This is a genomic window from Pseudomonas sp. Z18(2022) (genome assembly GCF_036346535.1).
GTDB lineage: Bacteria > Pseudomonadota > Gammaproteobacteria > Pseudomonadales > Pseudomonadaceae > Aquipseudomonas > Aquipseudomonas yamanorum_A.
The window spans coordinates 51265-75677 of the sequence record NZ_JAOTOA010000019.1; the positions used below are offsets into that span (position 1 = coordinate 51265).

Here is a 24413-nt window from a genome sequence, read left to right on the forward strand (position 1 = left end):
CTTGCCTGCGATGCAGACACCTCGGTGTATCAGGTACACCCGGTTGATGCCATCGCAGGCAAGCCAGCTCCCACAGTAGTCAGTGTTTCCAGGCGGTCGGGTTCACCAGGTTCTTCGGTCGCTCACCCGCCAGTGCCGCCAACAGATTGTCCACCGCACACTGGGCCATCGCCTCCCGCGTCTCATGGGTGGCCGATCCGATATGCGGCGTCGCCACCACATTGTTCAAGCGCAGCAACGGCGAATCATGTTGCAGCGGCTCACGCACGAACACATCCAGCCCCGCCGCGCGAATCGTGCGCTGTTGCAGCGCCTCGATCAGCGCTTCTTCGTCCACCACCTTGCCCCGGGAGATGTTGATAAAGATCGTCTCCGGGCCCATCTGCGCGAACTCTTCAGCGCCAATCAAACCTTCGGTTTCTGCAGTCAATGGCAAGGTCAGGCACACAAAGTCGGCTTCCCGAAGCAGGTCCGGCAGGCTGCGGTATTCGGCGCCGAACCGCTGTTCCACCGCAGGTTTTGGCGAATGGCTGTGGTAGATCACCGGCATGCCGAAACCGAAGTGCCCACGCTGGGCCAATGCTTCGCCAATCCGGCCCATGCCGATAATGCCCAGGGTCTTGCCATGCACGTCGCTGCCAAAATGCAGTGGGCCGATGTTCTGGTTCCAGTTGCCGGCGCGCACCATATTGGCCAGTTCCACCACTCGCCGGGCGGTCGCCAGGATCAGCGCGAAGCCAGTGTCGGCGGTGGTTTCGGTCAGCACGTCGGGGGTGTTGCTGAGCAGGATGCCGCGCTGGGTCAGGTAGTCGATGTCGTAGTTGTCGACACCCACCGAGACGCTGGCGACGGCCTCAAGCTTCGGCGCCAGGTCGAGCAGCTTGGCGTCCAAGCGCAGGCTGGCACCGAGCAAGCCTTGGGCGGCCGGCAAGGCCTGGCGCAGCTTGGCCAGGCCGCTGTCATCCAGCGCCTCGATCAGCGTGACCTCGGCCTGCTCATGCAGGCGCGCCATCAGCGGTGCGGAGAGTTTCTTGTAGAGCACGACAGACTTTTTCATCAGGTCTTTACCTTCAATTCAAGGGAATGCAGCGGGGCGCGTTCGCGGTCACTGGCGCCCGGCTTGAGAAAGATCGTCAGCACCACCGACACCAGCAGCGCGCCGCTCATCAGCAGGTACGAGGCGCCGGGCGAGCCGGTGCTGCTGTTGAGGTAACCCACCAGGTACGAGCCGCCGAACGAGCCGAGGGCGCCCATGCTGTTGATCAGCGCCATGGCGCCGCCGGCGACGTTGGCCGGGAGGATTTCCGGGACGATCGCGAAAAACGGTCCGTAAGGCGCATACATGCATGCCCCGGCGATCACCAGCAGGGTGTACGACCACCAGAAATGTTCGGCGCCCAATACGTAGGAGGCATAAAACGCGATGGAGGCGATCAGCAGCGGCGGCCACACGAAGCGTTTGCGTTTTTGCAGCTTGTCCGAGCCCCACGACACCACCAGCATGCCGATCACCGCCGCCAGGTACGGCAGCGCCGAGAGCCAGCCGGCCTCGACCATGTCCATTTTCAGGCCGGCCTTGAGAATCGACGGCAGCCACAGCACGAAGCCATACACGCCAATGCTCCAGCAGAAAAACTGCAGCGCCAGGATGATCACCTTGGGCGAGCGGAAGGCTTCGGCGTAGTTCTTCACGGCCTTGATGCCCACCTGTTCTTCGGCCAGCGCGGTTTCCAGGTCTTTTTTGTGCTGGGCGCTCAGCCACTTGGCATCGGCGGGTTTTTCATCCGCCAGCTTCCACCAGATAAACGCCCACAGCACCGCCGGCAGGCCTTCGATGATGAACATCCAGCGCCAGCTGAAATGCTGCACCAGATAGCCTGACACCACCGACATCCACATCATGGTCACCGGGTTGCCGAGGATCAGGAAGGTGTTGGCCCGGGAGCGTTCCGCGCGGGTGAACCAGTGGCACAGGTACACCAGCATCGCCGGCATCACCGCGGCTTCGACCACCCCGAGCATGAAGCGGATCACGATCAGCATGTAGGCGTTGGACACCATGCCGGTCAGGGTGGCCAGGCCGCCCCAGAGGATCAGGCTGACGAAAATAAGTTTTTTAACGCTGCGCTTTTGCGCGTAGATCGCGCCGGGCACCTGGAAGAAAAAGTAGCCGAGGAAGAACAGCGCCCCCAGCAATGACGACATGCCCGGGGTGATCATCAGGTCTTCGGCCATCCCGGAGGCGGCGGCGAAGCCGTAGTTGGCGCGATCCAGGTACGCCAGGCTGTAGGTGATGAACACGATGGGCATGATGTACCACCAACGGCGGGTGGCGAGTTTCAACGGTTCCATAGGGTTGCTCCTGAGCTTGTTGTAGTTGTGGCAACAGGTAACGGGTAAATCTGATCAACCGGCTTTTTGCGCATGCGGCAAATCGGTCCTGAACGGCAAGCCTTCCATGTCGCCACGGCTCTGCACCGCCCGGCTGCCGATCCAGTTGCCGCGCTGCACCGCCTCGACAAAACTGAGGTTTTCCAACAGCGCGCTGATCATGCCCACGGCAAAACCATCGCCGGCGCCGACCGTGTCGACCACCTTGGCCACCGGTACGGCGGCGACGAAACCCTGGTCCAGCTGCGTGCGGTAGTACGCGCCGTGAGGGCCGAGCTTGATGGCCACGGCTTCCACGCCCTGGTCCAGGTAGAACGCAGCGATGTCGGCCGGGTCTTCAAAACCGCTGAGCAAACGGCCTTCGCTCAGGCCCGGCAACACCCAATCCGCCAGGCAGGCGAGGGCGTTGATTTCGCTGATCATGCGTTGCTCATTGGCCCACAGGGACGGGCGCAGGTTCGGGTCGAAGGACACGCTGCGGCCAGCCTCGCGCATTTGCGTCATCAACTGGCGCGACAGGTCGCGGGTGGCGTCCGACAGCGCCGGCGGAATCCCTGTGGCATGCAGGTGCCGGGCTTGCAGCAGCTCGGGCTTGATCGCCTCCACCGACAAGTGGCTGGCGGCCGAGCCACGGCGGAAGTATTCCACCTGAGGGTCAGCGCCGGCTTCTTCCCGGGACTTGAGTTGAAAACCGGTGGGATGCAGCGGGTCGACCGCCACATGCCGGCAGTCCAGGCCCTCGTTCTGGAGGGTGTCCACCACAAAGCGCCCGAGGGAGTCGGCGCCCACGCGGCTCAGCCATGCCACGTTGAACCCCAGGCGCGACAGGCCGATGGCGACATTGCTGTCGGCCCCGGCAATGCGCTTGTGAAACTGCGCAACCTGGGCCAGGTCGCCGGTCTGTTCGGCGACAAACATCGCCATGGTTTCACCAAACGACAGGATATCGATCTCAGACATGGGCATTCTCCACGCGGGGCTGGCCAAGGACGGCGAGGGCGGCGACCTGCTGTGCGGTGACCTGCACCAGGTCATCGCCTTGCAGCGGAAATTCCACGGCCCGGGTAATACCTTGAGTCATGTGCCTCAGCAGTTGTTCCCACAGATGCAGGTCGGCGGCGCCCGGCGGCAGGGCTACCAGTTTGCCGTCGGCGCGTCGGGCGACGGCCTTGCAGTGCAGGTAATCCACGTGCCGGCCCAACAGGCGCGCGGCGGTCAGGGCCGATTGGTCCTGCCATTGCCAGTTGCCGATATCGAAGGTCATTTTCACCGGCACCGCCAGGCGTTCGACTTCGTTGAAAAAACGCTGCATCGGTTCGATGCGTCCGCCGTGCAGGGTCTGGTCGTTTTCCACCAGCAGCTTCACCGGATGGCGGTTGAGCAGGGCGCTCAAGCTGTCCAGGTCGTTGGTGTCGGTGAAGTAACCCAGGGAGACTTTCAGCCAGCGGGCGCCGAACGCCTGGGCGCGGTCGAGGGTGGCGGCCAGTTCGGCGTTGGGCTGCGAGCGGCCGGCCACCCAGAGTTCGAGGGGCGATGAGAATACGCATTCCAGGCCTTGATCCGCTGCGGCCTGGGCCAGTTCAGCGGGCTGTTCGGTGGTCAGCAGTTCTTCGCGCCACTCGATGCGTTGCGCGCTGGCCCGGGCCAACACATCAACAAAATTCAGTTGGCCGCGATCGCGGACCAGGTCGGCGCCGTAGCTGGAGAGGCTGATGGAAACGGGGTATTTATGCATTGTTGTGTACCTCTGAAACCGGTTTCATTTTTATACGCAAAGCAAAACTGTAGGAGCCGGCTTGCCGGCGATGGCGGTGTGTCAGTCGACTACTGTGTCGCCTGAGAAACCGCCATCGCAGGCAAGCCAGCTCCTACAAGGGATTGGGTGGAGCCCCGGATGATGAGTTGCGGCAGGAAATCCAGGGTGCGTGTGGGAGCTGTATCCCCGCGCAACCGCTTGAGCAAACAGTCAAACGCACTGGCGCCAATCGCCTCGGTAGGCTGGGCGAGGGCGGTGATGCCGCTGCCCACCAGCGGGTACCAATCCAGGTCATCCAGGGCGATCAGGCCGATATCTTCAAACAGCTTGCAGCCCAGTTCTTTCAGCGCCCGGGTGCAGGCCAGGGCGGCGATGCCGTTGGCGCAAAACAAGGCTTTGGGGCCGGCGTGATCACGGGAGAGAAAGGCGTGCAGGTGGCTGTTCAAATCATCATCGATCTCCAGCACCGAGCCGGTAAGCAGCGGGCGCTCGCCGATTTCGGCCTTGAAACTGTCCAGGCGTTCCAGGCGTGAGCTGGTGCCATCGGTGGGTTCGCTGACCAGCAGCAGGTCGCGATAGCCTTGCTGTTCGAGATGCTCCACCGCCATGCGCACCGCTACCGCGTTATCCAGCCCCACCAGGTCGCTGTGCAATGGCTCAACCTTGCGGTCCACCAGCACCAGGGGCATTTCCCGTTGCAGTTCCAGCAACTGGTCGAGGTGATGGCCGAGGGTGTTCACGATCAGGCCTTCGATGTTGTAGGCGCGCAGGGCGGCCAGGTGCTGGCGCTCTTGCTCGTCGTCGCGGTCGGTGTTGCACACCACCAGGCTGTAGCCGTGCTGGCGGCAGGCGGTTTCCACGCCGTGCATCACGGCAATCGAATAGGGGTTGCGGATATCGGCCACCAGCATGCCGATCAGGCGGGTGCGCCCGCGCTTCAGGCCGCGGGCCATCTGGTTCGGGCGGTAGCCGAGTTCGTCGATGGCCTGTTCGATGCGCAGGGCGATGGCGTCGGAGAGCAGGGCGCGGTCTTCACCGATAAAGCGTGAAACGCTGGCTTTGGAAACGCCGGCACGCTCGGCCACGTCAAGCATGGTCACGCGGCTGCGCTGGGCGGCGGAAAAAGTGTTCACGGTCATAGACCTTCTTTTCTTATTGGAATGACTGAAACCGGTTTCAGGAAACCACTAAAGTAGGAAAGTCGTCAAGAATTTGTAGGACAAGGCCCGATAGTCGGTGCGATTCAGAGCAGCACGCTCAACCAGGTCGACCCCAACAGCAGCCCCGCCATGCAACGGTTAAAGCGCTGCATGGCCTTGGCCGAGCGGAACACCCGGGCCGAGCCGATACCCAGCAATGCCCAGGTGGCCAGGCAGGGAAGGGAGATCAGGAAAAACGCGAGGGACAGGTACACCACGTGGCTTTGGCGTTCCTCGCCGTTGCCGGCGAACACGCTGACCACCGCCAGGGCCATCATCCAGGTCTTGGGGTTGACCAGTTGCAGGCTGGCGGCACCGGTGAGGCCCAGGCGTTTTCCGGGCGCATCGGGATGGATCGCATGGGCCGGTGCGGTGAAGATCTGCCAGGCGAGGTAACTCAACCACGCGACGCCCGCCCATTGCATCGCGGTTTGTACTTTCGGCAGGTGTGCCAGGGACTGTCCAAACCCCGAGCCCACCATCAATACAATTGCGGCCGCCCCCGCGCAGGCGCCGAGAATAATTGGCACGGCCGCCTTGAAGCCGTAACGGGCGCTGTTGCTCAGCACCAGGATATTGGTCGGGCCGGGGGTGATGGAGGCTACGAATGCAAACAGCAAAAACGGCAGCAAGGTAGGGAACATGACAGCGCGACTCCAGTGAGCAGATCAATGGCGTCGATCTTCACAAAGGCGTGGTTATCTGTCTGGAAGATTTGAGCAGCGCTTGCGGTAGGCCGCCGGTGTAAGGCCATAGGCCCGCACGAACCAGCGGCCCAGATGGCTTTGGTCGGCAAACCCCAGGGCGGTCGCCACTTCGGCGGGTTGTTCGCCCTTGGCCAGCAGGTTGCGGGCGCGGGCCAGGCGCAGTTGCACCAGGTAAGCGTGGGGCGGCAGGCCGAAGGCACTCTTGAAGGCGCGGGTCAGGCGGAAGCGATCGACACCGGTGGCCAGCGCCAACTCGTCCATGCCGATGTCTTGATGCAGGTGGGCGTGCAGGTATTCCCGGGCCTTGTGGGCTACCAGCGGCAAACGAGGGTCTTCGTGATAGCGCTGGCGCCACTGCAACTGGCCGGTCAGGCGCTCCAGCAGTTGATCGAGGGTGCTTTGGCGTACGATGCGCAGTTCGCCGTGGTGCAGGCTGTGGAAGGCGTGACTGGTGGCCTGTGCCAGGCGCGGATCAGTGGTCAAGGTGCTTGCAAAGCTCAGTTGGCTGTTGGCCGGCGCTTCCTCGAACACGGCCGATACTTCGCGCTCCAGCCAATGCGGGTCGAGGTACAGCATGCGGTAGGTGAAGCCCTCGGCGGTGGGGGCGTTGCCGTCATGGATTTCTCCCGGTTCCAGCAAAAACACTTGCCCCGGGGTGCTGTGATGGCGGGTGCGGCGGCAGTTGAATTGCTGCACCCCTTGTTCGGTAACGCCCACCAGGAAACTGTCGTGCCAGTGGGGGTCATAGGCATGCCCCTCGAAATGCGCACGCAAGGTCTCGATGCCGGTGTCGGCGTCCTGAGCCAGGTCGATCCAGTTGTGGGCGGTCATAAAGCACCGATGACGGGTGGTTGTCGCCAGTTAGCGCCGGGGCGCGGGCTGGCGTCTAGAAGTTTTGTGCAACTTCAACCGAACAGCCCGGCGGCAATGTTGATCGAGAAGCCGAGAATGGCGGTATTGAACAGGAACCCGATCAACGACTGCCCCAGCACCACCTTGCGCAGGCCGCGGGTGGCAACGCCGACGTCCGCGGTTTGTACCGCCACCCCGATGGTGAACGAGAAGTACAGAAAGTCCCAGTAATTGGGCGTGCGTAAATCCTCGGCAAAACGCAACGCCGGCTCGGGGCCGTCCCAGGTGTAATACAGGCGCGCGTAATGCACGCTGAAAATCACCCCGATCAGCAACCACGAACCGATCACCGTCAGGCCGGTAAACCCGTAGTGCAGCAGGCGCTCGGTACTGCTCAGGTCCTTGCTGCCCACCAGTTCAAAGGTAATGGTCGCCAGGCTGGCAATCGCCGCGATGCACACCATGAACAGCACCAGGCTGGCGTTCTCGTCTTCGATCTCGGCGATGCGCTTTACGTCGTCGGCCCGGGAATGGCTGGTCAGCCACAGCATCAGCACCAGGTAGGTCCAGACCCCGGCGTTCCAGCCAATAAGGATTTTGCTGATGATCGTGTCGGCCGGAGCCAGGAGGCCCACCGCCAGGCCCAATACGGCGGCGGAGGACAGGCGAGGGTGGGTGCGGGCGAGGAAGGGCATGGGAGCTCGATGGGCCAGGGTTTGCATTACCTTAGCCCACCTGAGTCCTTTGTTCAGCTGTCTTTGTGGCGCTTCTTCACCAGCTTCATCACCACCACGAAGAACACCGGCACAAACACCACCGCCAGCGTCGCGGTGATCATCCCGCCGATCACCCCGGTACCGATAGCCTGTTGGCTCGCCGAGCTGGCACCCGTGGCAATCGCCAACGGTACCACGCCGAGGATGAACGCCAGGGACGTCATGATGATCGGCCGCAGACGCAGGCGTGCGGCTTTCAACGTGGCATCGATCAGGTCTTCACCCTGGTCATACAGGTCCTTGGCAAACTCGATGATCAGGATCGCGTTCTTCGCCGACAGGCCAATAATCGTAATCAGGCCGACCTTGAAGAACACATCGTTGGGCATCCCGCGCAAGCTCACGGCCAATACCGCGCCGAGTACGCCGAGGGGCACCACCAGCAGCACCGAAGTCGGGATCGACCAGCTTTCATACAGCGCCGCCAGGCACAGGAACACAATCAACAGCGACAAGCCGAGCAGCAGCGGTGCCTGGGAGCCCGACAAGCGCTCCTGCAGCGACAGGCCAGTCCATTCCTGGCCCAGGCCGGCGGGCAGTTGGCTGACCAGCCGCTGGATTTCCTCCATCGCCTCACCGGTACTGTGGCCCGGCGCAGACTCACCGGAAATCGCGATGGCCGGGTAACCGTTGTAACGCGTCAACTGGGCCGGGCCCTGGATCCAGCGCGCTTCGACGAAGGCCGACAGCGGCACCATCTTCCCGGCGTTGTTGCGCACATGGATCTTCATCAGGTCGGCCACCTGGCTGCGCTGATCGCCTTCGGCCTGAACGACCACCCGCTGCATGCGGCCCTGGTTGGGGAAGTCGTTGATATAAGCCGAACCGATGGCCGAGGACAGTACATTGCCGATATCGGCAAAGGAAATGCCCAGGGCATTGGCTTGCTTGCGGTCCACTTCCAGTTGCACCTGAGGCGCCTCGGCCAAAGCGCTCTCCCGCACGTTGGCCAGGATCGGGCTTTTCTCGGCGGCGGCCAGCAGTTCGGTTCGGGCTTCCATCAGCGCGGCATGGCCGACGCCACCACGGTCCTGCAGACGGAACTCGAAGCCACTGGAGGTGCCCAGGCCATCCACCGGCGGCGGCAGGATTGCATAGGCGATCGCATCCTTCAGTTCGCTGAAGGCTGCGTTGGCGCGGTCTGCAATCGCGGCGGCGGAATCCTTGCTGCTGCGTTCCGACCAGTCCTTGAGGGTGGTAAACGCCAGCGCCGCGTTCTGCCCCGAACCGGAGAAGCTGAAGCCCATGATCATCGTGGTATCGCCCACGCCCGGCTCGCCGGCGTTATGCGCCTCGATCTGCTCGGCCACCTGCACCGTGCGGTTCTTGCTCGCACCCGGCGGCAGCTGGATATCGGTGATGGTGTAACCCTGGTCTTCCACCGGCAGGAACGAGGAGGGCAGGCGGCTGAACAACACCCCAAGGCCCACCACCAGCACCAGATAGATCACCAGATAGCGCCCGCTGCGCTTGAGGGCATAGGCCACCCAGCCTTCATAGCGGTCGGTGAACTGCTCGAAGCGCCGGTTGAACCAGCCGAAGAACCCGCCTTTCTCATGGTGCTCGCCCTTGGCAATCGGCTTGAGCAGGGTCGCGCACAGGGCCGGGGTCAAGGTCAGGGCGAGGAACGCCGAGAACAGGATCGAGGTGGCCATCGACAACGAGAACTGCTGGTAGATCACCCCCACCGAACCCGGCATGAACGCCATCGGCAGGAACACCGCCACCAGCACCAGGGTGATGCCGACAATCGCCCCGGTGATCTGGCCCATGGCCTTGCGCGTGGCTTCCTTGGGCGACAGGCCCTCGGTAACCATGATCCGCTCGACGTTCTCCACCACCACAATCGCATCGTCCACCAGAATGCCGATCGCCAGCACCATGCCAAACATGGTCAGCACGTTGATCGAGAAGCCGAGCAACAGCATCGTCGCAAAGGTGCCCATCAACGCAATCGGCACCACCAGCGTCGGGATCAGCGTGTAGCGGATGTTCTGCAGGAACAGGAACATCACCGCAAACACCAGCAACATCGCCTCGCCCAGGGTGTACACCACCTTGGTGATCGAGACCTTCACGAATGGCGAGGTGTCGTAAGGGATCTTGTATTCGACGTTGGCCGGGAAGTAGCGCGCCAGTTCGTCCATCTTCGCCCGCACCAGGGTCGCAGTGCTCAAGGCGTTGGCACCGGGGGACAGCTGCACGCTGACGGCGGTGGACGGCTTGCCGTTCAGGCGGGTGGAAAACTGGTATTCCTGGCTGCCGATTTCCACCCGCGCCACGTCACCGACGCGCACGGTGGAGCCGTCCGGGTTGGCCTTGAGCACGATGTCGGCAAACTCGGCCGGGGTCGACAGTTGGCCTTTCACCAGGATCGATGCAGTGATTTCCTGAGTCTTGGTGCCCGGCAAGTCACCGATGCTGCCCGCTGAAACCTGAGCGTTCTGCGCAGCGATGGCGGCGTTGACGTCGGCCGGGGTCAGGTTGAAACCGATCAGCTTCTGCGGGTCGATCCAGATCCGCATCGCGCGCTCGGCGCCGTACAGCTGGGCCTTGCCCACACCGTCCAGGCGCTTGAGCTCGTTCATTACGTTGCGCGCCAGGTAATCGCTGAGCGCCACATCATCGAGCTTGCCGTCGCTGGAGGTCAGCGTGACCAGCAGCAGGAAGCCGGCGGAGACTTTCTCTACCTGCAAGCCTTGCTGGGTCACCGCTTGCGGCAGGCGCGGCTCCACGGCCTTGAGGCGGTTTTGCACGTCGACCTGAGCCATCTCCGGGTCGGTGCCCGGCTGGAAGGTCGCGGTGATAGTGGCCGAACCCAGGCTGCTCTGGGATTCGAAATACAGCAGGTGATCGGCGCCGTTAAGCTCCTGCTCGATCAGGCTGACCACGCTTTCGTCCAGGGTCTGCGCCGAGGCGCCCGGGTACACCGCGTAGATCTCGACTTTCGGCGGGGCGACGTTGGGGTACTGCGCCACCGGCAACTGCGGGATGGCGAGAGCGCCGGCCAGCAGGATAAAGAGTGCGACCACCCAGGCGAAGATCGGGCGGTCGATAAAGAATTGCGGCATGGAAAACGATCCTTATTGGCCGGATGCCTGGGCGATTGGCGCGGGGCTGTCGTCAACCTGGACTTTCTCGCCAGGGCGGGCGTGTTGCAGGCCTTCGACGACGATGCGGTCACCGGCCTTCAGGCCGCTGGTGACAACCCAGCGGTCATTGACCACCGAACCCAGTTCCACCGGCTGCTGGCTTACGGTTTGCTCGGCGTCCAGCAGCAACACCATCGGGATCCCGGCGCTGTCGCGGGTGATTGCCCGTTGCGGCACGCTGATGCCTTGCTGGTCGACGGCTTGCTCCAGGCGTACGCGGATAAAGCTGCCGGGCAGCAGGTCGAGGTCCGGGTTGGGGAACTCGCTGCGCAGGATGATCTGGCCGGTGCCCGGGTCGACGCTGATCTCGGCGAACAGCAACTTGCCCGGCAACGGATACAGGCTGCCGTCATCCTGGATCAGCGTGGCCTTGGCCTGGTCCTGGCCGACCTGCTTCAAGTGCCCGGCGCGGAAGGCCCGGCGCAGGTCATTCAGCTCGCGGGTGGATTGGGTCAGGTCGGCGTGGATCGGGTCCAGTTGCTGGATCAGCGCCATCGGCGTGGCTTCGTTCTGGCCCACCAGTGCGCCTTCGGTCACCAGCGCGCGACCGATGCGCCCGGAAATCGGCGCGGTGACGGTGGCATAACCCAGGTTCAACTTGGCGCGCTGCACCGCGGCCTGGTTGGCGGCCACATCGGCGGCGGTCTGCCGGGCGGCGGCGCGGGCGTTGTCGTATTCCTGGCCGCTGATGGCGTTGCCTTCCACCAACTGGCTGTAGCGCTGCTCTTGCAGGCGCGCCTGGAAGGCATTGGCCTCGGCCTTGCGCAGGCTGGCCTGGGCGCTGTCGAGGTCGGCCTTGAACGGCGCCGGGTCAATCCGGAACAGCACATCGCCCTGTTTCACGTCGTGACCTTCCTTGAACACCCGCTGCAACACCACGCCGGCGACCCGGGCGCGCACTTCGGCGATGCGCGGCGCAGCAATCCGCCCGCTCAGCTCGCTGGTGATGGACAGGGGCTTGGCTTCAAGGGTTTCGATCCGCACCTTGGCCAGTGGTGCCTCGGCGGTCTCACTTGCGGACTTGCCACACGCGCTCAGCGCCAGTGTCAGGGCCAACAGGCAAGACGGCGCAAACAGATTCTTCGACATGCTCATATCCCAATATTGACTGGCGCATCCTACGGGCGCCCCCGCCACAGTGCTGTGAAGCTCTGTAGGTGGTGTGTGAAGAAATGTAAGGTGCGGCCCACAGGTGCGCGGGGGCGTATATCCTTCATATCCGCCGAACCTTACACGATGTTCCAGGCACCGAAGATCTAATGTGTGGGGCTTGTGTGAGAGCTGGGCTTTTGTGGGAGCTGGCTTGCCTGCGATGCAGACGCCTCGGTTTATTCAGTAAAACCGAGGAGATGCCATCGCAGGCAAGCCCGCTCCCACACAAGCCCGCTCCCACATTGGATCTGCGTACGACTTAGAAATTGTATTATTTGGAAATACCATGCCCAACATTCTCCTGGTGGAAGACGACGCCGCGCTCTCCGAATTGATTGCCAGTTATCTGGAACGCAACGGCTATCACGTCAGTGTGCTCAGCCGGGGCGACCACGTGCGTGAGCGTGCACGGCTCAACCCGCCGGATCTGGTGATCCTCGACCTGATGCTGCCGGGCCTCGACGGCCTGCAAGTCTGCCGCTTGCTGCGGGCCGATTCGGCCACGCTGCCGATCCTGATGCTCACCGCCCGCGACGACAGCCACGACCAGGTACTGGGCCTGGAAATGGGCGCCGACGACTACGTCACCAAACCTTGTGAGCCCCGGGTATTGCTGGCCCGCGTACGGACCTTGCTGCGCCGCAGCAGCCTTACCGAACCCCAGGTGGCCAACGACCAGATCCTGATGGGCAACCTGTGCATCGACCTCTCGGAGCGCACCGTGACCTGGCGCGACCAGGCGGTGGAGCTGTCCAGCGGTGAATACAACCTGCTGGTGGTACTGGCCCGGCATGCCGGCGAAGTGCTCAGCCGCGACCAGATCCTGCAACGCCTGCGGGGCATTGAATTCAACGGCACCGACCGCTCGGTGGATGTGGCGATTTCCAAGCTGCGGCGCAAGTTCGACGACCACGCCGGTGAAGCGCGCAAGATCAAGACGGTGTGGGGCAAGGGCTACCTGTTCAGCCGATCCGAGTGGGAATGCTGAGCCATGTTTCGCGTCCTGATTCGCCTGTACCTGATTACCATCGTCACCTTCGCCGCCGCGATCTACCTGGTGCCGCGGGCGGTGATCCAGCTGTTTGAACACCGTTACATGAGCTACAACATCGAGCAGTCCCGAGGGATGCAGAGCCTGATCGTCAAGGAATACCAGCGGGTGCCGGTTGAGCAGTGGGCCAATGTCACCGTGCGCCTGGCGGCGGATTTTGCGCCGCTGAAGGTGCAACTGCTGCGTATCCAGGACGCCAGCTACACCCCGGAAGAACAGCGCCTGCTGGAAAAGGACCAGATGGTGATTCGCCTGGGCGAGTGGGGCTGGGCGGACGACGTCAGTTCGGCCCTCGACGACCAACTGGTGGTCAAGGTCTCGGTACCGCCGGACCCGCTGGACATGAACCTGCTGTACTGGAGCATGAACGTGCTGATCGGCGCGGCGCTGCTGGCGTGCCTGCTGTTCTGGTTGAGGCCCCACTGGCGCGACCTGGAGCGCCTGAAAAGCACAGCGGCGCAGCTCGGCCAGGGCGACCTTGCGGCACGCACGAAGATTCCCCCCAGTTCCAACATCGGCAGCCTGGCGGCGGTGTTCGACACCATGGCCAACGACATCGAGCAACTGCTCAACCAGCAGCGCGACCTGCTCAACGCGGTCTCCCATGAACTGCGCACGCCACTCACGCGCCTGGATTTCGGCCTGGCCCTGGCGCTGTCCGACGAGCTGCCGGCCGCCAGCCGCGAACGCCTGCAAGGCCTGGTGGCGCACATTCGTGAACTGGACGAACTGGTGCTGGAGCTGCTGTCCTATAGCCGCCTGCAGAACCCGGCACAAACCCCGGAGCGGGTGGAAGTGGTGCTGGATGAGTTTATCGACAGCATCCTGGGCAGCGTCGACGACGAACTGGAAAACCCCGACATCGTGATGGACGTGGTGCTGGACTGCGCGGTGGAGCGCTTCACCCTGGACCCGCGCCTGACTGCCCGAGCCCTGCAGAACCTGCTGCGCAACGCCATGCGTTATTGCGAGCGAAGGATTCAGGTGGGGGTGAAGGTGTGTCCCAAGGGGTGTGAGATCTGGGTGGATGATGACGGCATCGGCATTCCGGCGGATCAGCGCGAGCGGATTTTCGAGCCGTTTTATAGGCTGGATCGCAGTCGTGACCGCGCTACTGGCGGTTTTGGCTTGGGGTTGGCTATCAGTCGGCGGGCGCTGGAGGCCCAAGGCGGAACGTTGACGGCCCAGGCTTCGCCGTTGGGCGGCGCACGCTTCCGCCTCTGGCTACCGAGTTAAAGAACACCACAAAACCATTGTGGGAGCTGGCTTGCCTGCGATAGCGGTGGGTCAGCTTGCATCTTTGTTAACTGATACACCGCCATCGCAGGCAAGCCAGCTCCCACATTTGATCTTCGCTGTTCTTCAGTCCTGTTTTTGGCGCATGCACAGCCTTACCCGCCATCACGCACCCTTGATATAGTTCGGCCCTTACCCCAGCCGCCAGTCAAGGATCACTGCCATGTCCGAATACCAAGCCTTTGTCGTCGAACTCAGCGGCAACGTCGCCCATGTGCAGCTCAACCGCCCGGAAAAGATCAACGCCATGAACGCCGCGTTCTGGACCGAGATCATCGACATCTTCCAATGGATCGAAGACACCGACGCCGTACGGGCCGTGGTCATCAGCGGCGCCGGCAAGCATTTCTCCTCCGGCATCGACCTGATGATGCTGGCCTCGGTAGCCAACGAGTTCGGCAAGGACGTCGGCCGCAATGCGCGGCTGCTGCGGCGCAAGATCTTCGAACTGCAAGCCTCGTTCAACGCCGTCGACAACTGCCGCAAGCCGGTACTCGCGGCGATCCACGGCTACTGCATCGGCGGCGCCATCGACCTGATCAGCGCCTGTGACATGCGCTACGCCGCCGAAGACGCGCAATTCTCCATCAAGGAAATCGACATCGGCATGGCCGCCGACGTCGGCACCCTGCAACGCCTGCCCCGAATCGTCGGCGACGGCATGCTGCGCGAGCTGGCCTACACCGGCCGCCAGTTCGGTGCCATCGAGGCGCGCAGCATCGGCCTGGTGAATCGGGTGTACAGCGATCACGAGAGCCTGCTGGCCGGCGTGATGGAAATCGCCCGGGAAATCGCCGCCAAATCACCTATAGCAGTCACCGGCACCAAGGCGATGATCAGCTACATGCGTGACCACAGCATCAATGATGGTCTGGAATACGTTGCCACCTGGAACTCAGCTATGTTGCAATCCAACGACCTGCGCGTGGCCATCGCGGCCCATATGAGCAAGCAGAAACCCGAATTCGTGGATTGACTGAACATGACCCCAGGCTGGATTACCACAACGCTGCTGGACAACGACGCCCCGGGCGGCTGGGCTGTGGCCCGCAGTCGCGAAGGCTTTTTACACGACCAGAACGGCCCGCTGTTCCCCCGGGAATGGCTCAAGCGCCAGGACCTGTCGGTGTTTGCCGAACATGGCATCGGCCATCTGGACGGCGAACCGGTGTACCTGCTGGAGCTCAACAGCCCCGCCGATGTGCCGGGCTGCGGCTGGCAGGGCCTGCGCGGCTTCATGCTGCAAGGCGACCACACCCTGTACAAAGTCCTGGGCTACGCCGCGCAAATCGGCACCTGGGCGCGTGAGCATCGTTTCTGTGGAAGCTGTGGCCAGGCGATGGTGCAGGTGCCACGGGAGCGGGCGATGTTCTGCCAGGCCTGTGACCTGCGCAGCTACCCGCGTATCTCGCCGAGCATGATCGTGCTGGTGACCCGTGGCGATGAGATCCTGCTGGCCCGTTCGCCGCGCTTTGTCACGGGGGTCTACAGCACCCTGGCAGGTTTTGCCGAGCCGGGTGAGTCGGCCGAAGACTGCCTGATTCGCGAAGTGCGTGAAGAAGTGCAGGTAGAGGTCAAGAATATCCAGTACATGGGCAGCCAGTGCTGGCCGTTCCCGCACTCGATGATGCTGGGCTTTCACGCCGAGTACGCCGGCGGCGATATCGTGCCCCAGGCCGACGAGATCGAAGACGCGCAGTGGTTCAACGTCCATGAGCTGCCGCCGTTGCCGGCGTCCCGCTCGATTGCGCGCTACCTGATCGACCTCTACCTGGCCCGTCGTTTAGGCCACGCTGAACCAGTGCTGCCAGGCTAGGCGCACCGTCAGGCCGAGCACCACGGTGATGAACACCGGGCGAATGAATTTGGCGCCGCCGCTGATGGCGCTGCGTGCGCCAAAGAACGCACCGCACATCACCGACACGCCCATCGCCAGGCCGACAATCCAGTCCACCGAGCCATTGAAAATGAACACCGTCAGCGCCGCCGCGTTGCTGACGAAGTTCATGCTGCGCGCCACACCGCTGGCTTTTACCAGGTCGATGGGGTGCAGCAGCATGGTGCTCACGGTCCAGAACGCCCCGGTGCCCGGGCCGGCCACGCCATCATAGAAGCCCAGGCCAAAGCCCTGGGTGGACTGCCATTTCTTTTTGATCGGCGCGTCGTTGTCCAGCGCCGCCTTGGGTGTGCCGCCGAACAGCAGATACAAACCACAGCCGAACACAATCACCGGGAGCATCTTGTTCAGGGTTTCGGCGGGCAGGTAATGGGCGACGACTGCGCCGGTGAGTGCGCCGATCAGGGTACCGACGATGGCATGCACCCACTGGCGCGGGTGAAACAGCTTGCGGCGGTAGAAGGTAAAACTGGCGGTGGCCGAGCCGAAGGTGGAACTGAGCTTGTTGGTGCCCAGCACCAGGTGGGGCGGCATGCCGGCGGTCAGCAGGGCGGGTGTGGTCAGCAGGCCGCCACCGCCGGCGATGGCGTCGATGAAACCGGCGATGAAGGCAACAACGGCGAGAATCGCCAGGGTAGTGAGGTCGACGCTGAGTTCGAAGGGCATGGGCAAGACTTATTCGGCAAGGCGCAGAAAGGGCTGCGCGAAAGGCCGGTATCTTACCCATAACCCGGGTATGAGGCGATCCAAATGTGGGAGCGGGCCCGCTTGCTTATTTGTGTGTCCCGACCCACTCCAGCGCCGTACGCCAGATGCAGATTCCCAGAAAGTACGCCGACATCAGCGACCACAACCCAAAGGTCCACGGGTTGGTATTCGGGTAATCCACCACCATCAAAAAGCTGCACAGCAGCCAGATGGTGGTGACGGCGATATTGATCGGCATGAAGCGCTTCACCCGGAACGGGTGCAGGAACTTCATCGGCGTCACGGTCAGCAACGCCAGGCCGATCACGGTGAGCAAAGTGACCCAGGCATCCGGCTGGATGATATAGACGCACAGCGCCACCACGTTCCACGCAGCGGGGAAGCCGACGAAGTAGTTGTCCTTGCTCTTCATGTTCACGTTGCAGAAGCAGAACAGCGACGACACCAGGATCACCGACACCGTAAACAGGTGGGTGAACTCCGGCAGATCGATGTAGCGATAGATGAACAGTGCCGGGATAAACACGTAGGTGAGGTAATCGATCACCAGGTCCAGCACCGAACCGTCAAAGCTTGGCAATACCGTGCTGACATTCACCCGTCGCGCCAGTGAGCCGTCGACACCGTCCACCACCAGCGCCAGGCCCAGCCACAGCAGGCAGGCCTTGGGTGAGTTTTCCAGCAGCGCCAGGGTGGCCAGGAAGGCCAGGACCACGCCGGTGGCGGTAAAACCATGGGCGCCCCAGGCCTTGAGACGGGCTACATGCAGGGTCGATATCACAGGGGCGTTCTCCAAAGGGTGAAACAGGGCAGCCGACGGGGTAACACCGTCGAATCTGGCCAGAGTGTGCAAGTATCGACCGGGAAGGGTGGGATAAGGTTCACCACCCGGCGTAGGTTAAGCGTAGCAAGCGTAAGACGTTTCGGCATCAGCCTTGACGGAACACCAGTGCCTTTAATCCGCTTTGCGGGTCGATATCGGGAAATTCCGGCGGGTTTTCCAGCCGCTGGTCAAAGCGCAGGCCAGGCGCTTCGCGGGTTACGCCGTCGATCAGGAAGTCTTCGCCGAAGGCCGGATCATTCATGCACGCCAGCACCGTACCCTGGGCCGTGAGCAAATCCGGCAGACGGCGTAGCACCCGCTGGTAGTCCTTGGTCAGCAGGAAACTGCCTTTCTGGAAGGAGGGCGGGTCGATGATCACCAGGTCGTACGGGCCGCTGTGGGTGACCTTGGCCCATGACTTGAACAGGTCGTGGCCAAGAAAGCTCACCTTGCCCAGGTCATGACCATTGAGGCGGTGATTGTCGCGGCCCCGGCTCAAGGGGCCACGGGCCATATCCAGGTTCACCACATGCTCGGCGCCGCCTTCGATGGCGGCCACGGAGAAGCCGCAGGTGTAGGCAAACAGGTTCAGCACCCGCAGGCCCCGGGACTGTTCGCGTACCCAGTTGCGACCGTAGCGCATGTCGAGGAACAGCCCGCTGTTCTGCTTTTTGCCCAGGTCGATGAGGTAGCGCAGGCCGCCTTCGGTGATGATCAGTTCGTCGACCGCCTCGCCCAGCAGCCATTCGGTGGTGCTTTGCGGCAGGTAGCGGTGTTGCAGCGCCACGGTATGGGCACCATAGGACGACCAATCGAACTGCACCAGCATCTGCTTTAACGCCTCAAGCTGTGCAGCCTCGGGCTCCTTGAACAGCGAGACCAGCACCACGCCTTGCAACCAGTCCACCGTCAGCTGTTCCAGGCCCGGCCAGCAGCGGCCACGCCCGTGAAACAGGCGCCGGGTCTCGGCGGGGACGGTGTGCAGGGCGGTCAGCAAATGGGCGTGCAGGGTGGCGAGTGCGTCTGGGTTCATCGGGCAACGTCGGTCATTGAGCGGGCGGCATTTTAAACACAATTGCGGGCTTTCAGGGAGTTGAAGCACAACGTGCTCTGAATTAGACGATTGGCAGTGATTTGTGCTCAAAAGGATTGGTTGGACGGCTTACAACAGTCAAAAAATCCCTTGGCACCGACATAAACTGGAAAAAAAGCCCGGAGGTGCCCATGAACGGTTTTGCGAGTGCAGTGAGTCACACAGCGATGGACCAGGAAGAACTGGCGGAATGGCGCGATGCCCTGGCCTCCCTGGTGGCCAACGCCGGCGCCGCCCGGGCCCGGGAGATCCTCGACATGCTGGCGGACGCCGGCGGCGCGCCGCACATCGCCTGGAAACCCCGGCACGGCACGCCTTATATCAATAGCATCGCCGTGGACCAGCAACCGCCGTTCCCCGGCGACCTGGCCACCGAAGAGCGCCTGGCCTCGGTGGTGCGCTGGAACGCCCTGGCCATGGTGGTACGCGCTAACCAGGCCTATGGCGAGCTGGGCGGCCATATCGCCAGCTACGCCAGTGCGGCGGATTTATTTGAAGTGGGCTTCAACCACTTCTTTCGCGCCCGCAACGACGGTTTTGGCGGCGACCTGGTGTTCTACCAACCCCATTCCGCCCCTGGCATCTATGCGCGCGCCTTCCTTGAAGGCCGCCTGAGCGAAACCGACCTGGCCCACTATCGCCAGGAAATCGGCGCCGGCAAGGCGGGCGCCCGGGGCCTGTCCAGCTATCCGCACCCGTGGTTGATGCCCGACTTCTGGCAATTTCCTACCGGCTCCATGGGCATTGGCCCCATCAGCTCGATTTTCCAGGCGCGGTTCATGCGCTACCTGCAACACCGTGGTTTGCAGGACACCACCGACCGTCACGTGTGGGGCGTGTTCGGCGACGGCGAGATGGACGAGCCGGAAAGCATGTCGGCCCTGACCCTGGCGGCCCGTGAAGGCCTGGACAACCTGACCTGGGTGGTCAACTGCAACCTGCAACGCCTCGACGGCCCGGTGCGGGGCAACGGTCGGATCATCGACGAGCTGGAAGCCTTGTTTGCCGGGGCCGGCTGGAACGTGATCAAACTGGTCTGGGGTTCGGACTGGGACGCCTTGCTGGCCAAGGACACCGACGGCGAACTGGCGCGCACCCTGTCGCAGACCGTGGACGGACAATTCCAGACCTTCGCCGCCAAGGACGGTGCCTATAACCGTGAACACTTCTTTGGCCAAAGCGAGGCGCTGTCCAAGCTTGTCGAAGGCATGAGCGATGAACAGATCGACCGCCTCAAGCGCGGTGGCCATGACATGGTCAAGATCCACGCCGCCTACCACGCCGCACGTCGGGTCAGCGGCAAGCCCACGGTGATCCTGGCCCAGACCAAAAAGGGCTTCGGCATGGGCGAGGCCGGGCAGGGCAAGATGACCACCCACCAGCAAAAGAAGCTCGACCGCGAAGCCTTGATCGCCTTCCGCAATCGCTTTCAGTTGCCGCTGTCGGATGAGCAGACCGAATCCCTGAGCTTCTACAAACCGGCGCCAGACAGCCTCGAAATGCGTTACCTGCACAAACGCCGCGCCGACCTCGGCGGGTATGTGCCGAGTCGCGGCCAGCAGGCGCCTACCGTGAGCGTGCCGCCGGTGTCGGGCTACGGCGCGTTTGCCACCCAGGCGGACGGCAAGGAAATGTCCACCACCATGGCCTTTGTGCGCATGCTCACCAATCTGCTCAAGGACAAGGCCCTCGGCCCGCGCATCGTGCCCATCGTCGCCGATGAAGCGCGCACCTTCGGCATGGCCAACCTGTTCAAGCAGATCGGTATCTATTCCAGTGTCGGCCAGCGTTACGAGCCGGAAGACATCGGCTCGATCCTCAGCTACCGCGAAGCCACCGACGGGCAGATCCTCGAAGAAGGCATCAGCGAAGCCAGCGCCATCAGCTCCTGGGTGGCGGCGGCCACCAGTTATTCGGTGCATGGCCTGCGGATGCTGCCGTTCTACATCTATTACTCGATGTTCGGTTTCCAGCGCGTCGGCGACCTGATCTGGGCCGCCGCCGACCAGCGTGCCCGTGGCTTCCTGCTGGGCGCCACCGCCGGGCGCACCACCTTGGGTGGCGAAGGCTTGCAGCACCAGGACGGCAGCAGCCACCTGACGGCCGCCACGGTGCCCAATTGCCGCGCGTACGACCCGGCGTTTGCCGGTGAGTTTGCGGTGATCCTCGACCATGGCATGCGCCAGATGCTGGAGCACGATGTGGACGAGTTCTACTACGTGACCCTGATGAACGAAAACTACCCGCAGCCGAGCCTGCCGGAAGGCGTCGAAGTGGCGATTATCAAAGGCATGTACCGGTTGAGCGGGCAGACCGGCGGCAAGGTGCGCCTGCTTGGCTCCGGCACGCTGGTGCGTGAAGCCCAGGCCGCGGCGCAGTTGCTGGCAGATGATTGGCAGGTTGAAGCTGAAGTGTTCAGTGTCACCAGCTTCAGCGAACTGGCGCGAGATGCTCGGGAGGTGGAGCGCTGGAACCGTCTGCATCCGCAACAGCCGGCGCGGTGCAGTCATCTGGCGGAGTGTTTACCCAAGGGCGCGCCGGTGGTGGCGGTGTCTGACTATGTAAGGGCCGTGCCGCAGATGATTGGGTCGTACGTGGAGTCGGCGTATACGGTGCTGGGCACTGACGGCTTTGGTCGCAGCGATACCCGGGCGGCGTTGCGGGATTTCTTTGAGGTGGATCGCTATCACATTGTGCTGGCGGCGCTGACAGCGTTGGTGGAGCAGGGGAGTCTGGGCAGGCAGGTTTGCCAAGAGGCGATAGAGCGTTATGGGTTGCAGACCGATCGCGAGCCGTCCTGGACCTCCTGAGCGACAAAGATCTAAATGTGGGAGCTGGCTTGCCTGCGATAGCGGTGTGTCAGTCACCAACGATACAGGCTTACCCACCGCTATCGCAGGCAAGCCAGCTCCCACATTCGTTTTGTGTTGTCGCCTAAATACTGGCTATCAACGGCGCCCCAAAAGACTCCCGCAGAAACCCCGGCGCGATATACCGCTCGTAATGCGCCTCGGACAGCAGGAAAAACTCCCGGTCAATCGCATCCCGCAGATCCGCCAGATTGCGCTCGCGAAACTCCGGCAACAGCGCCAACCCATACGCATCCAGCTTGGAAATCACCCGCGCGCCCCGGGCAATCAACTGATACGCCCAGCAGTACGGCGACTGGTGGGGCACAAAGCGAATCTTGCGGTCTTCCAGTTGCTGGCGCAGGCGTTGCGGGTCCAGCACCTGCAGCTTGCTGGTCATCACCTGCACCAGCAGCTGTTCCAGGCGCAGCCACACCGCCTGTTTCTCCTCGGCGTTGTAGCCGTTCCACTGAATCACTTCATGGTGATAACGCTTGCAACCCCGGCACACCAGGTCTCCGTAGACGGTGGAGCACAGGCCGACGCAGGGTGTCTTGATGGTTTGATTGGGCATAAAAAAGCATCGACAGTTAAAACAACACGGCCCCCGAAGGGGCCGCTTTAAATCAATCCCAGCTCAGCGCGCCGCCGGTCTGGTACTCGATCACACGGGTCTCAAAGAAATTCTTCTCTTTCTTCAAGTCCATGATCTCGCTCATCCACGGGAACGGGTTGGTGGTGCCTGGGTATTCTTCTTTCAAACCAATTTGCGACAGACGACGGTTCGCGATGAACTTGAGGTAATCCTCCATCATCGCCGCGTTCATGCCGAGTACACCGCGTGGCATGGTGTCGCGAGCGTATTCAATCTCCAGCTGAGTCCCTTGCAGGATCATCTGGGTCGCTTCTTCCTTCATCTCGGCATCCCACAAATGCGGGTTTTCGATTTTGATCTGGTTGATCACATCGATACCGAAGTTCAGGTGCATCGACTCATCCCGCAGGATGTACTGGAACTGTTCCGCCACGCCGGTCATTTTGTTGCGACGGCCCATGGACAGGATCTGGGTGAAGCCGCAATAGAAGAAGATGCCTTCCAGTACGCAGTAGTACGCCACCAGGTTACGCAGCAGCTCTTTGTCAGTCTCGACGGTACCGGTTTCGAACTTCGGATCGGAGATCGAACGGGTGTACTTCAAGCCCCACGCGGCCTTTTTGGCGACCGATGGAATCTCGTGGTACATGTTGAAGATCTCGCCTTCATCCATGGCCAGGGATTCGATGCAGTACTGGTAGGCGTGGGTGTGGATCGCTTCTTCGAAGGCCTGGCGCAGGATGTACTGGCGGCACTCCGGGTTGGTGATCAGGCGGTACACGGCCAGTACCAGGTTGTTCGCGACCAACGAGTCGGCGGTGGAGAAGAAGCCGAGGTTGCGCATCACGATGCGGCGTTCGTCGTCGGTCAGGCCTTCGGGGTTTTTCCACAGGGCGATGTCGGCGGTCATGTTGACCTCTTGCGGCATCCAGTGGTTGGCGCAGCCGTCGAGGTATTTCTGCCAGGCCCAATCGTACTTGAAGGGTACGAGTTGGTTGAGGTCGGCGCGGCAGTTGATCATGCGCTTTTCGTCAACTGCGACGCGGGCGGCGGAGCCTTCGAGCTCGGCGAGGCCTTCGGCGACGTCGAGTTTGTCGAGGGCGGCCTTGGCGCGGATGATCGCGGCCGAGTCGTTGGCGGTCACGTTGCGGGCTTCGAGGGCGGCGGCAGCGCCGGCGCCGTCAAGGCGGTCCATGTTGGCTTCGGTGGCGTGGCCGGCGTTGGCGCCTCGGATGACTACGTCACCGGTGTCTGGTTGATCTGCTTCATCCCAACTCAGCATTGAATTACTCCTTCCTGGTCCGTTTGACGGCGTGACCGCGTTCAAAAATGTGCGTTTTGCAGGCTTCAAGGCATTGAAATACTGCGCATAGTGTGGTCGATATACTGCGTTCCTGCACACTATGTAGTGGTTGTCTGTGTTTGTGGGCACACTATATGGTGTGTGTTAACGATGGTCAACGCGTAGGAAGGGTCTGATGGTCGCAGGGCCATGACCAAAACTCACACCCCCATGACTTTTAATGGTTACGGCTGCCACCCGGGCCAGTGCTAAAAATTCGCCAACCAGCTCCCCATAACAAAAAAGAGCGTTTGCGAAATGAAAGCACTTGATCTGTACATCGGCGAAGGCTTCGAAGGCCCAGGCGTCAATGCTGCCCACATCAACATCCTCATCGGCCCGCGCAACGGCCCGGCCGGCCAGGCGTTCGCCACCAGCCTGGCGTCCCCAAGCCAGGGCCACTGCCCGTTCATGGTGATTGCCCAGCCGAACATCCCGGTCAAACCCATGACCCTCTACGTCAACAAGGCCGCCATCGGCAGCGACCTGCACGGCAATGCCACCTGGGGCGCGTCCCAGGCCGGGATCGCCAAGGCGGTGCTCGAGGCCTTGCTCGACGGCACCCTGCCGCCGGAAGCCTGCGACGAGTGGGCCATCGTCACCGCCAACTGGGTCAACCCGGCCTGCGATGACCTGGATGCGGTCTACCTGAACAACTACAACGCCTGCCGCACCGCGATCCGCGCTGCCCTGACCGGCCTGCCGCACACCGCGCAACTGGCTGATGTGGTTAATCACATCAGCAACCCTTTCTACACGCCAAAAGCCTGAGGA

General features: G+C 62.5%; 21 protein-coding genes. 6 read left to right on the forward strand and 15 right to left on the reverse strand.

Going from position 1 to position 24413, the window contains the following annotated elements:
• Window positions 1-79: 79 nt before the first annotated feature.
• From V3W39_RS26725 to V3W39_RS26770, 10 genes are all read right to left on the reverse strand, one after another.
• A complete protein-coding gene (locus V3W39_RS26725; RefSeq protein ID WP_330213681.1) occupies window positions 80-1057 on the reverse strand; it encodes an NAD(P)-dependent oxidoreductase in 978 nt (325 codons plus the stop codon).
• A complete protein-coding gene (locus V3W39_RS26730) occupies window positions 1057-2352 on the reverse strand; it encodes an MFS transporter (RefSeq protein WP_010165554.1) in 1296 nt (431 codons plus the stop codon). Before V3W39_RS26730 ends, V3W39_RS26725 begins: the two co-directional genes overlap by 1 nt.
• A 54-nt stretch (window positions 2353-2406) precedes the next feature.
• The gene (locus V3W39_RS26735; RefSeq protein ID WP_177047775.1) at window positions 2407-3351 is read right to left on the reverse strand and encodes a sugar kinase; all 945 of its coding nucleotides are present in this window, start codon (window positions 3349-3351) and stop codon (window positions 2407-2409) included.
• Window positions 3344-4126, reverse strand: coding sequence for a sugar phosphate isomerase/epimerase family protein (locus V3W39_RS26740; RefSeq protein ID WP_177047777.1), 783 nt, complete (start codon window positions 4124-4126; stop codon window positions 3344-3346). Before V3W39_RS26740 ends, V3W39_RS26735 begins: the two co-directional genes overlap by 8 nt.
• A gap of 89 nt (window positions 4127-4215) precedes the next feature.
• On the reverse strand, window positions 4216-5280 hold the full coding sequence (locus V3W39_RS26745) for a LacI family DNA-binding transcriptional regulator (RefSeq protein WP_310503557.1): 1065 nt from the start codon (window positions 5278-5280) through the stop codon (window positions 4216-4218).
• 110 nt (window positions 5281-5390) lie between these two features.
• Entirely contained in the window at window positions 5391-5990 is a 600-nt protein-coding gene (locus V3W39_RS26750) for a LysE family translocator (protein ID WP_177047779.1), read from the reverse strand.
• A 54-nt stretch (window positions 5991-6044) separates the two neighbouring features.
• Window positions 6045-6884: an AraC family transcriptional regulator gene (locus V3W39_RS26755; RefSeq protein WP_177115893.1), complete on the reverse strand. Its 840-nt coding sequence runs from the start codon at window positions 6882-6884 to the stop codon at window positions 6045-6047.
• A gap of 74 nt (window positions 6885-6958) precedes the next feature.
• The gene (locus tag V3W39_RS26760) at window positions 6959-7600 is read right to left on the reverse strand and encodes a DUF1345 domain-containing protein (RefSeq protein WP_177047783.1); all 642 of its coding nucleotides are present in this window, start codon (window positions 7598-7600) and stop codon (window positions 6959-6961) included.
• Window positions 7601-7653: 53 nt separating this feature from the next.
• Window positions 7654-10752 (reverse strand): efflux RND transporter permease subunit, encoded by a 3099-nt coding sequence (locus V3W39_RS26765; protein WP_177047785.1) that lies wholly within the window; start codon window positions 10750-10752, stop codon window positions 7654-7656.
• A 12-nt stretch (window positions 10753-10764) separates the two neighbouring features.
• Window positions 10765-11922, reverse strand: coding sequence for an efflux RND transporter periplasmic adaptor subunit (locus tag V3W39_RS26770; protein ID WP_177047786.1), 1158 nt, complete (start codon window positions 11920-11922; stop codon window positions 10765-10767).
• 349 nt (window positions 11923-12271) lie between these two features.
• Here V3W39_RS26770 and V3W39_RS26775 point away from each other — a divergent pair, with 349 nt between their 5' ends.
• The 4 genes from V3W39_RS26775 to nudC all read left to right on the forward strand — a co-directional run bounded on the left by V3W39_RS26775 (window position 12272) and on the right by nudC (window position 16148).
• On the forward strand, window positions 12272-12973 hold the full coding sequence (locus tag V3W39_RS26775) for a response regulator transcription factor (protein WP_010165572.1): 702 nt from the start codon (window positions 12272-12274) through the stop codon (window positions 12971-12973).
• A gap of 3 nt (window positions 12974-12976) precedes the next feature.
• On the forward strand, window positions 12977-14272 hold the full coding sequence (locus V3W39_RS26780) for an ATP-binding protein (protein ID WP_177131511.1): 1296 nt from the start codon (window positions 12977-12979) through the stop codon (window positions 14270-14272).
• A gap of 223 nt (window positions 14273-14495) precedes the next feature.
• Window positions 14496-15308 (forward strand): crotonase/enoyl-CoA hydratase family protein, encoded by an 813-nt coding sequence (locus V3W39_RS26785; protein WP_177047790.1) that lies wholly within the window; start codon window positions 14496-14498, stop codon window positions 15306-15308.
• A 6-nt stretch (window positions 15309-15314) separates the two neighbouring features.
• Entirely contained in the window at window positions 15315-16148 is an 834-nt protein-coding gene (gene nudC / locus V3W39_RS26790; RefSeq protein WP_177047792.1) for an NAD(+) diphosphatase, read from the forward strand.
• On the opposite strand, the gene V3W39_RS26795 is transcribed toward nudC, so the two are convergent.
• From V3W39_RS26795 to V3W39_RS26805, 3 genes are all read right to left on the reverse strand, one after another.
• Complete coding sequence (locus V3W39_RS26795) at window positions 16116-16895, reverse strand: TSUP family transporter (protein WP_177047794.1); 780 nt, start codon at window positions 16893-16895, stop codon at window positions 16116-16118. The genes nudC and V3W39_RS26795 overlap by 33 nt on opposite strands.
• A gap of 106 nt (window positions 16896-17001) precedes the next feature.
• Window positions 17002-17718 (reverse strand): phosphatidylcholine synthase, encoded by a 717-nt coding sequence (gene pcsA, locus V3W39_RS26800; protein WP_177047796.1) that lies wholly within the window; start codon window positions 17716-17718, stop codon window positions 17002-17004.
• A 148-nt stretch (window positions 17719-17866) separates the two neighbouring features.
• A complete protein-coding gene (locus V3W39_RS26805) occupies window positions 17867-18793 on the reverse strand; it encodes a class I SAM-dependent methyltransferase (RefSeq protein ID WP_259198387.1) in 927 nt (308 codons plus the stop codon).
• 191 nt (window positions 18794-18984) lie between these two features.
• Between V3W39_RS26805 and mdeB the strand changes: the two genes are divergently transcribed.
• The gene (gene mdeB, locus V3W39_RS26810; RefSeq protein ID WP_330213682.1) at window positions 18985-21663 is read left to right on the forward strand and encodes an alpha-ketoglutarate dehydrogenase; all 2679 of its coding nucleotides are present in this window, start codon (window positions 18985-18987) and stop codon (window positions 21661-21663) included.
• A 124-nt stretch (window positions 21664-21787) separates the two neighbouring features.
• Here mdeB and V3W39_RS26815 read toward each other — a convergent pair whose 3' ends face one another.
• Together V3W39_RS26815 and V3W39_RS26820 are read right to left on the reverse strand one after the other, a co-directional pair.
• On the reverse strand, window positions 21788-22276 hold the full coding sequence (locus V3W39_RS26815) for a DUF1289 domain-containing protein (RefSeq protein ID WP_003208512.1): 489 nt from the start codon (window positions 22274-22276) through the stop codon (window positions 21788-21790).
• 52 nt (window positions 22277-22328) lie between these two features.
• On the reverse strand, window positions 22329-23579 hold the full coding sequence (locus V3W39_RS26820; RefSeq protein WP_177047802.1) for a ribonucleotide-diphosphate reductase subunit beta: 1251 nt from the start codon (window positions 23577-23579) through the stop codon (window positions 22329-22331).
• Between the two features lie 318 nt (window positions 23580-23897).
• On the opposite strand from V3W39_RS26820, the gene fae reads away from it, so the two are divergent.
• Window positions 23898-24410, forward strand: coding sequence for a formaldehyde-activating enzyme (gene fae / locus V3W39_RS26825; RefSeq protein ID WP_177047804.1), 513 nt, complete (start codon window positions 23898-23900; stop codon window positions 24408-24410).
• Window positions 24411-24413 lie beyond the last annotated feature (3 nt).

Bases quoted from the DNA above. Each gene is read 5' to 3' on its own strand.
- V3W39_RS26725 (WP_330213681.1), bottom strand. From the start codon at position 1,057: ATGAAAAAGTCTGTCGTGCTCTACAAGAAACTCTCCGCACCGCTGATG.
- V3W39_RS26730 (WP_010165554.1), bottom strand. From the start codon at position 2,352: ATGGAACCGTTGAAACTCGCCACCCGCCGTTGGTGGTACATCATGCCC.
- V3W39_RS26735 (WP_177047775.1), bottom strand. From the start codon at position 3,351: ATGTCTGAGATCGATATCCTGTCGTTTGGTGAAACCATGGCGATGTTT.
- V3W39_RS26740 (WP_177047777.1), bottom strand. From the start codon at position 4,126: ATGCATAAATACCCCGTTTCCATCAGCCTCTCCAGCTACGGCGCCGAC.
- V3W39_RS26750 (WP_177047779.1), bottom strand. From the start codon at position 5,990: ATGTTCCCTACCTTGCTGCCGTTTTTGCTGTTTGCATTCGTAGCCTCC.
- V3W39_RS26755 (WP_177115893.1), bottom strand. From the start codon at position 6,884: ATGACCGCCCACAACTGGATCGACCTGGCTCAGGACGCCGACACCGGC.
- V3W39_RS26760 (WP_177047783.1), bottom strand. From the start codon at position 7,600: ATGCCCTTCCTCGCCCGCACCCACCCTCGCCTGTCCTCCGCCGCCGTA.
- V3W39_RS26765 (WP_177047785.1), bottom strand. From the start codon at position 10,752: ATGCCGCAATTCTTTATCGACCGCCCGATCTTCGCCTGGGTGGTCGCA.
- V3W39_RS26770 (WP_177047786.1), bottom strand. From the start codon at position 11,922: ATGTCGAAGAATCTGTTTGCGCCGTCTTGCCTGTTGGCCCTGACACTG.
- V3W39_RS26775 (WP_010165572.1), top strand. From the start codon at position 12,272: ATGCCCAACATTCTCCTGGTGGAAGACGACGCCGCGCTCTCCGAATTG.
- V3W39_RS26780 (WP_177131511.1), top strand. From the start codon at position 12,977: ATGTTTCGCGTCCTGATTCGCCTGTACCTGATTACCATCGTCACCTTC.
- V3W39_RS26785 (WP_177047790.1), top strand. From the start codon at position 14,496: ATGTCCGAATACCAAGCCTTTGTCGTCGAACTCAGCGGCAACGTCGCC.
- nudC (WP_177047792.1), top strand. From the start codon at position 15,315: ATGACCCCAGGCTGGATTACCACAACGCTGCTGGACAACGACGCCCCG.
- V3W39_RS26795 (WP_177047794.1), bottom strand. From the start codon at position 16,895: ATGCCCTTCGAACTCAGCGTCGACCTCACTACCCTGGCGATTCTCGCC.
- V3W39_RS26805 (WP_259198387.1), bottom strand. From the start codon at position 18,793: ATGAACCCAGACGCACTCGCCACCCTGCACGCCCATTTGCTGACCGCC.
- mdeB (WP_330213682.1), top strand. From the start codon at position 18,985: ATGAACGGTTTTGCGAGTGCAGTGAGTCACACAGCGATGGACCAGGAA.
- V3W39_RS26815 (WP_003208512.1), bottom strand. From the start codon at position 22,276: ATGCCCAATCAAACCATCAAGACACCCTGCGTCGGCCTGTGCTCCACC.
- V3W39_RS26820 (WP_177047802.1), bottom strand. From the start codon at position 23,579: ATGCTGAGTTGGGATGAAGCAGATCAACCAGACACCGGTGACGTAGTC.
- fae (WP_177047804.1), top strand. From the start codon at position 23,898: ATGAAAGCACTTGATCTGTACATCGGCGAAGGCTTCGAAGGCCCAGGC.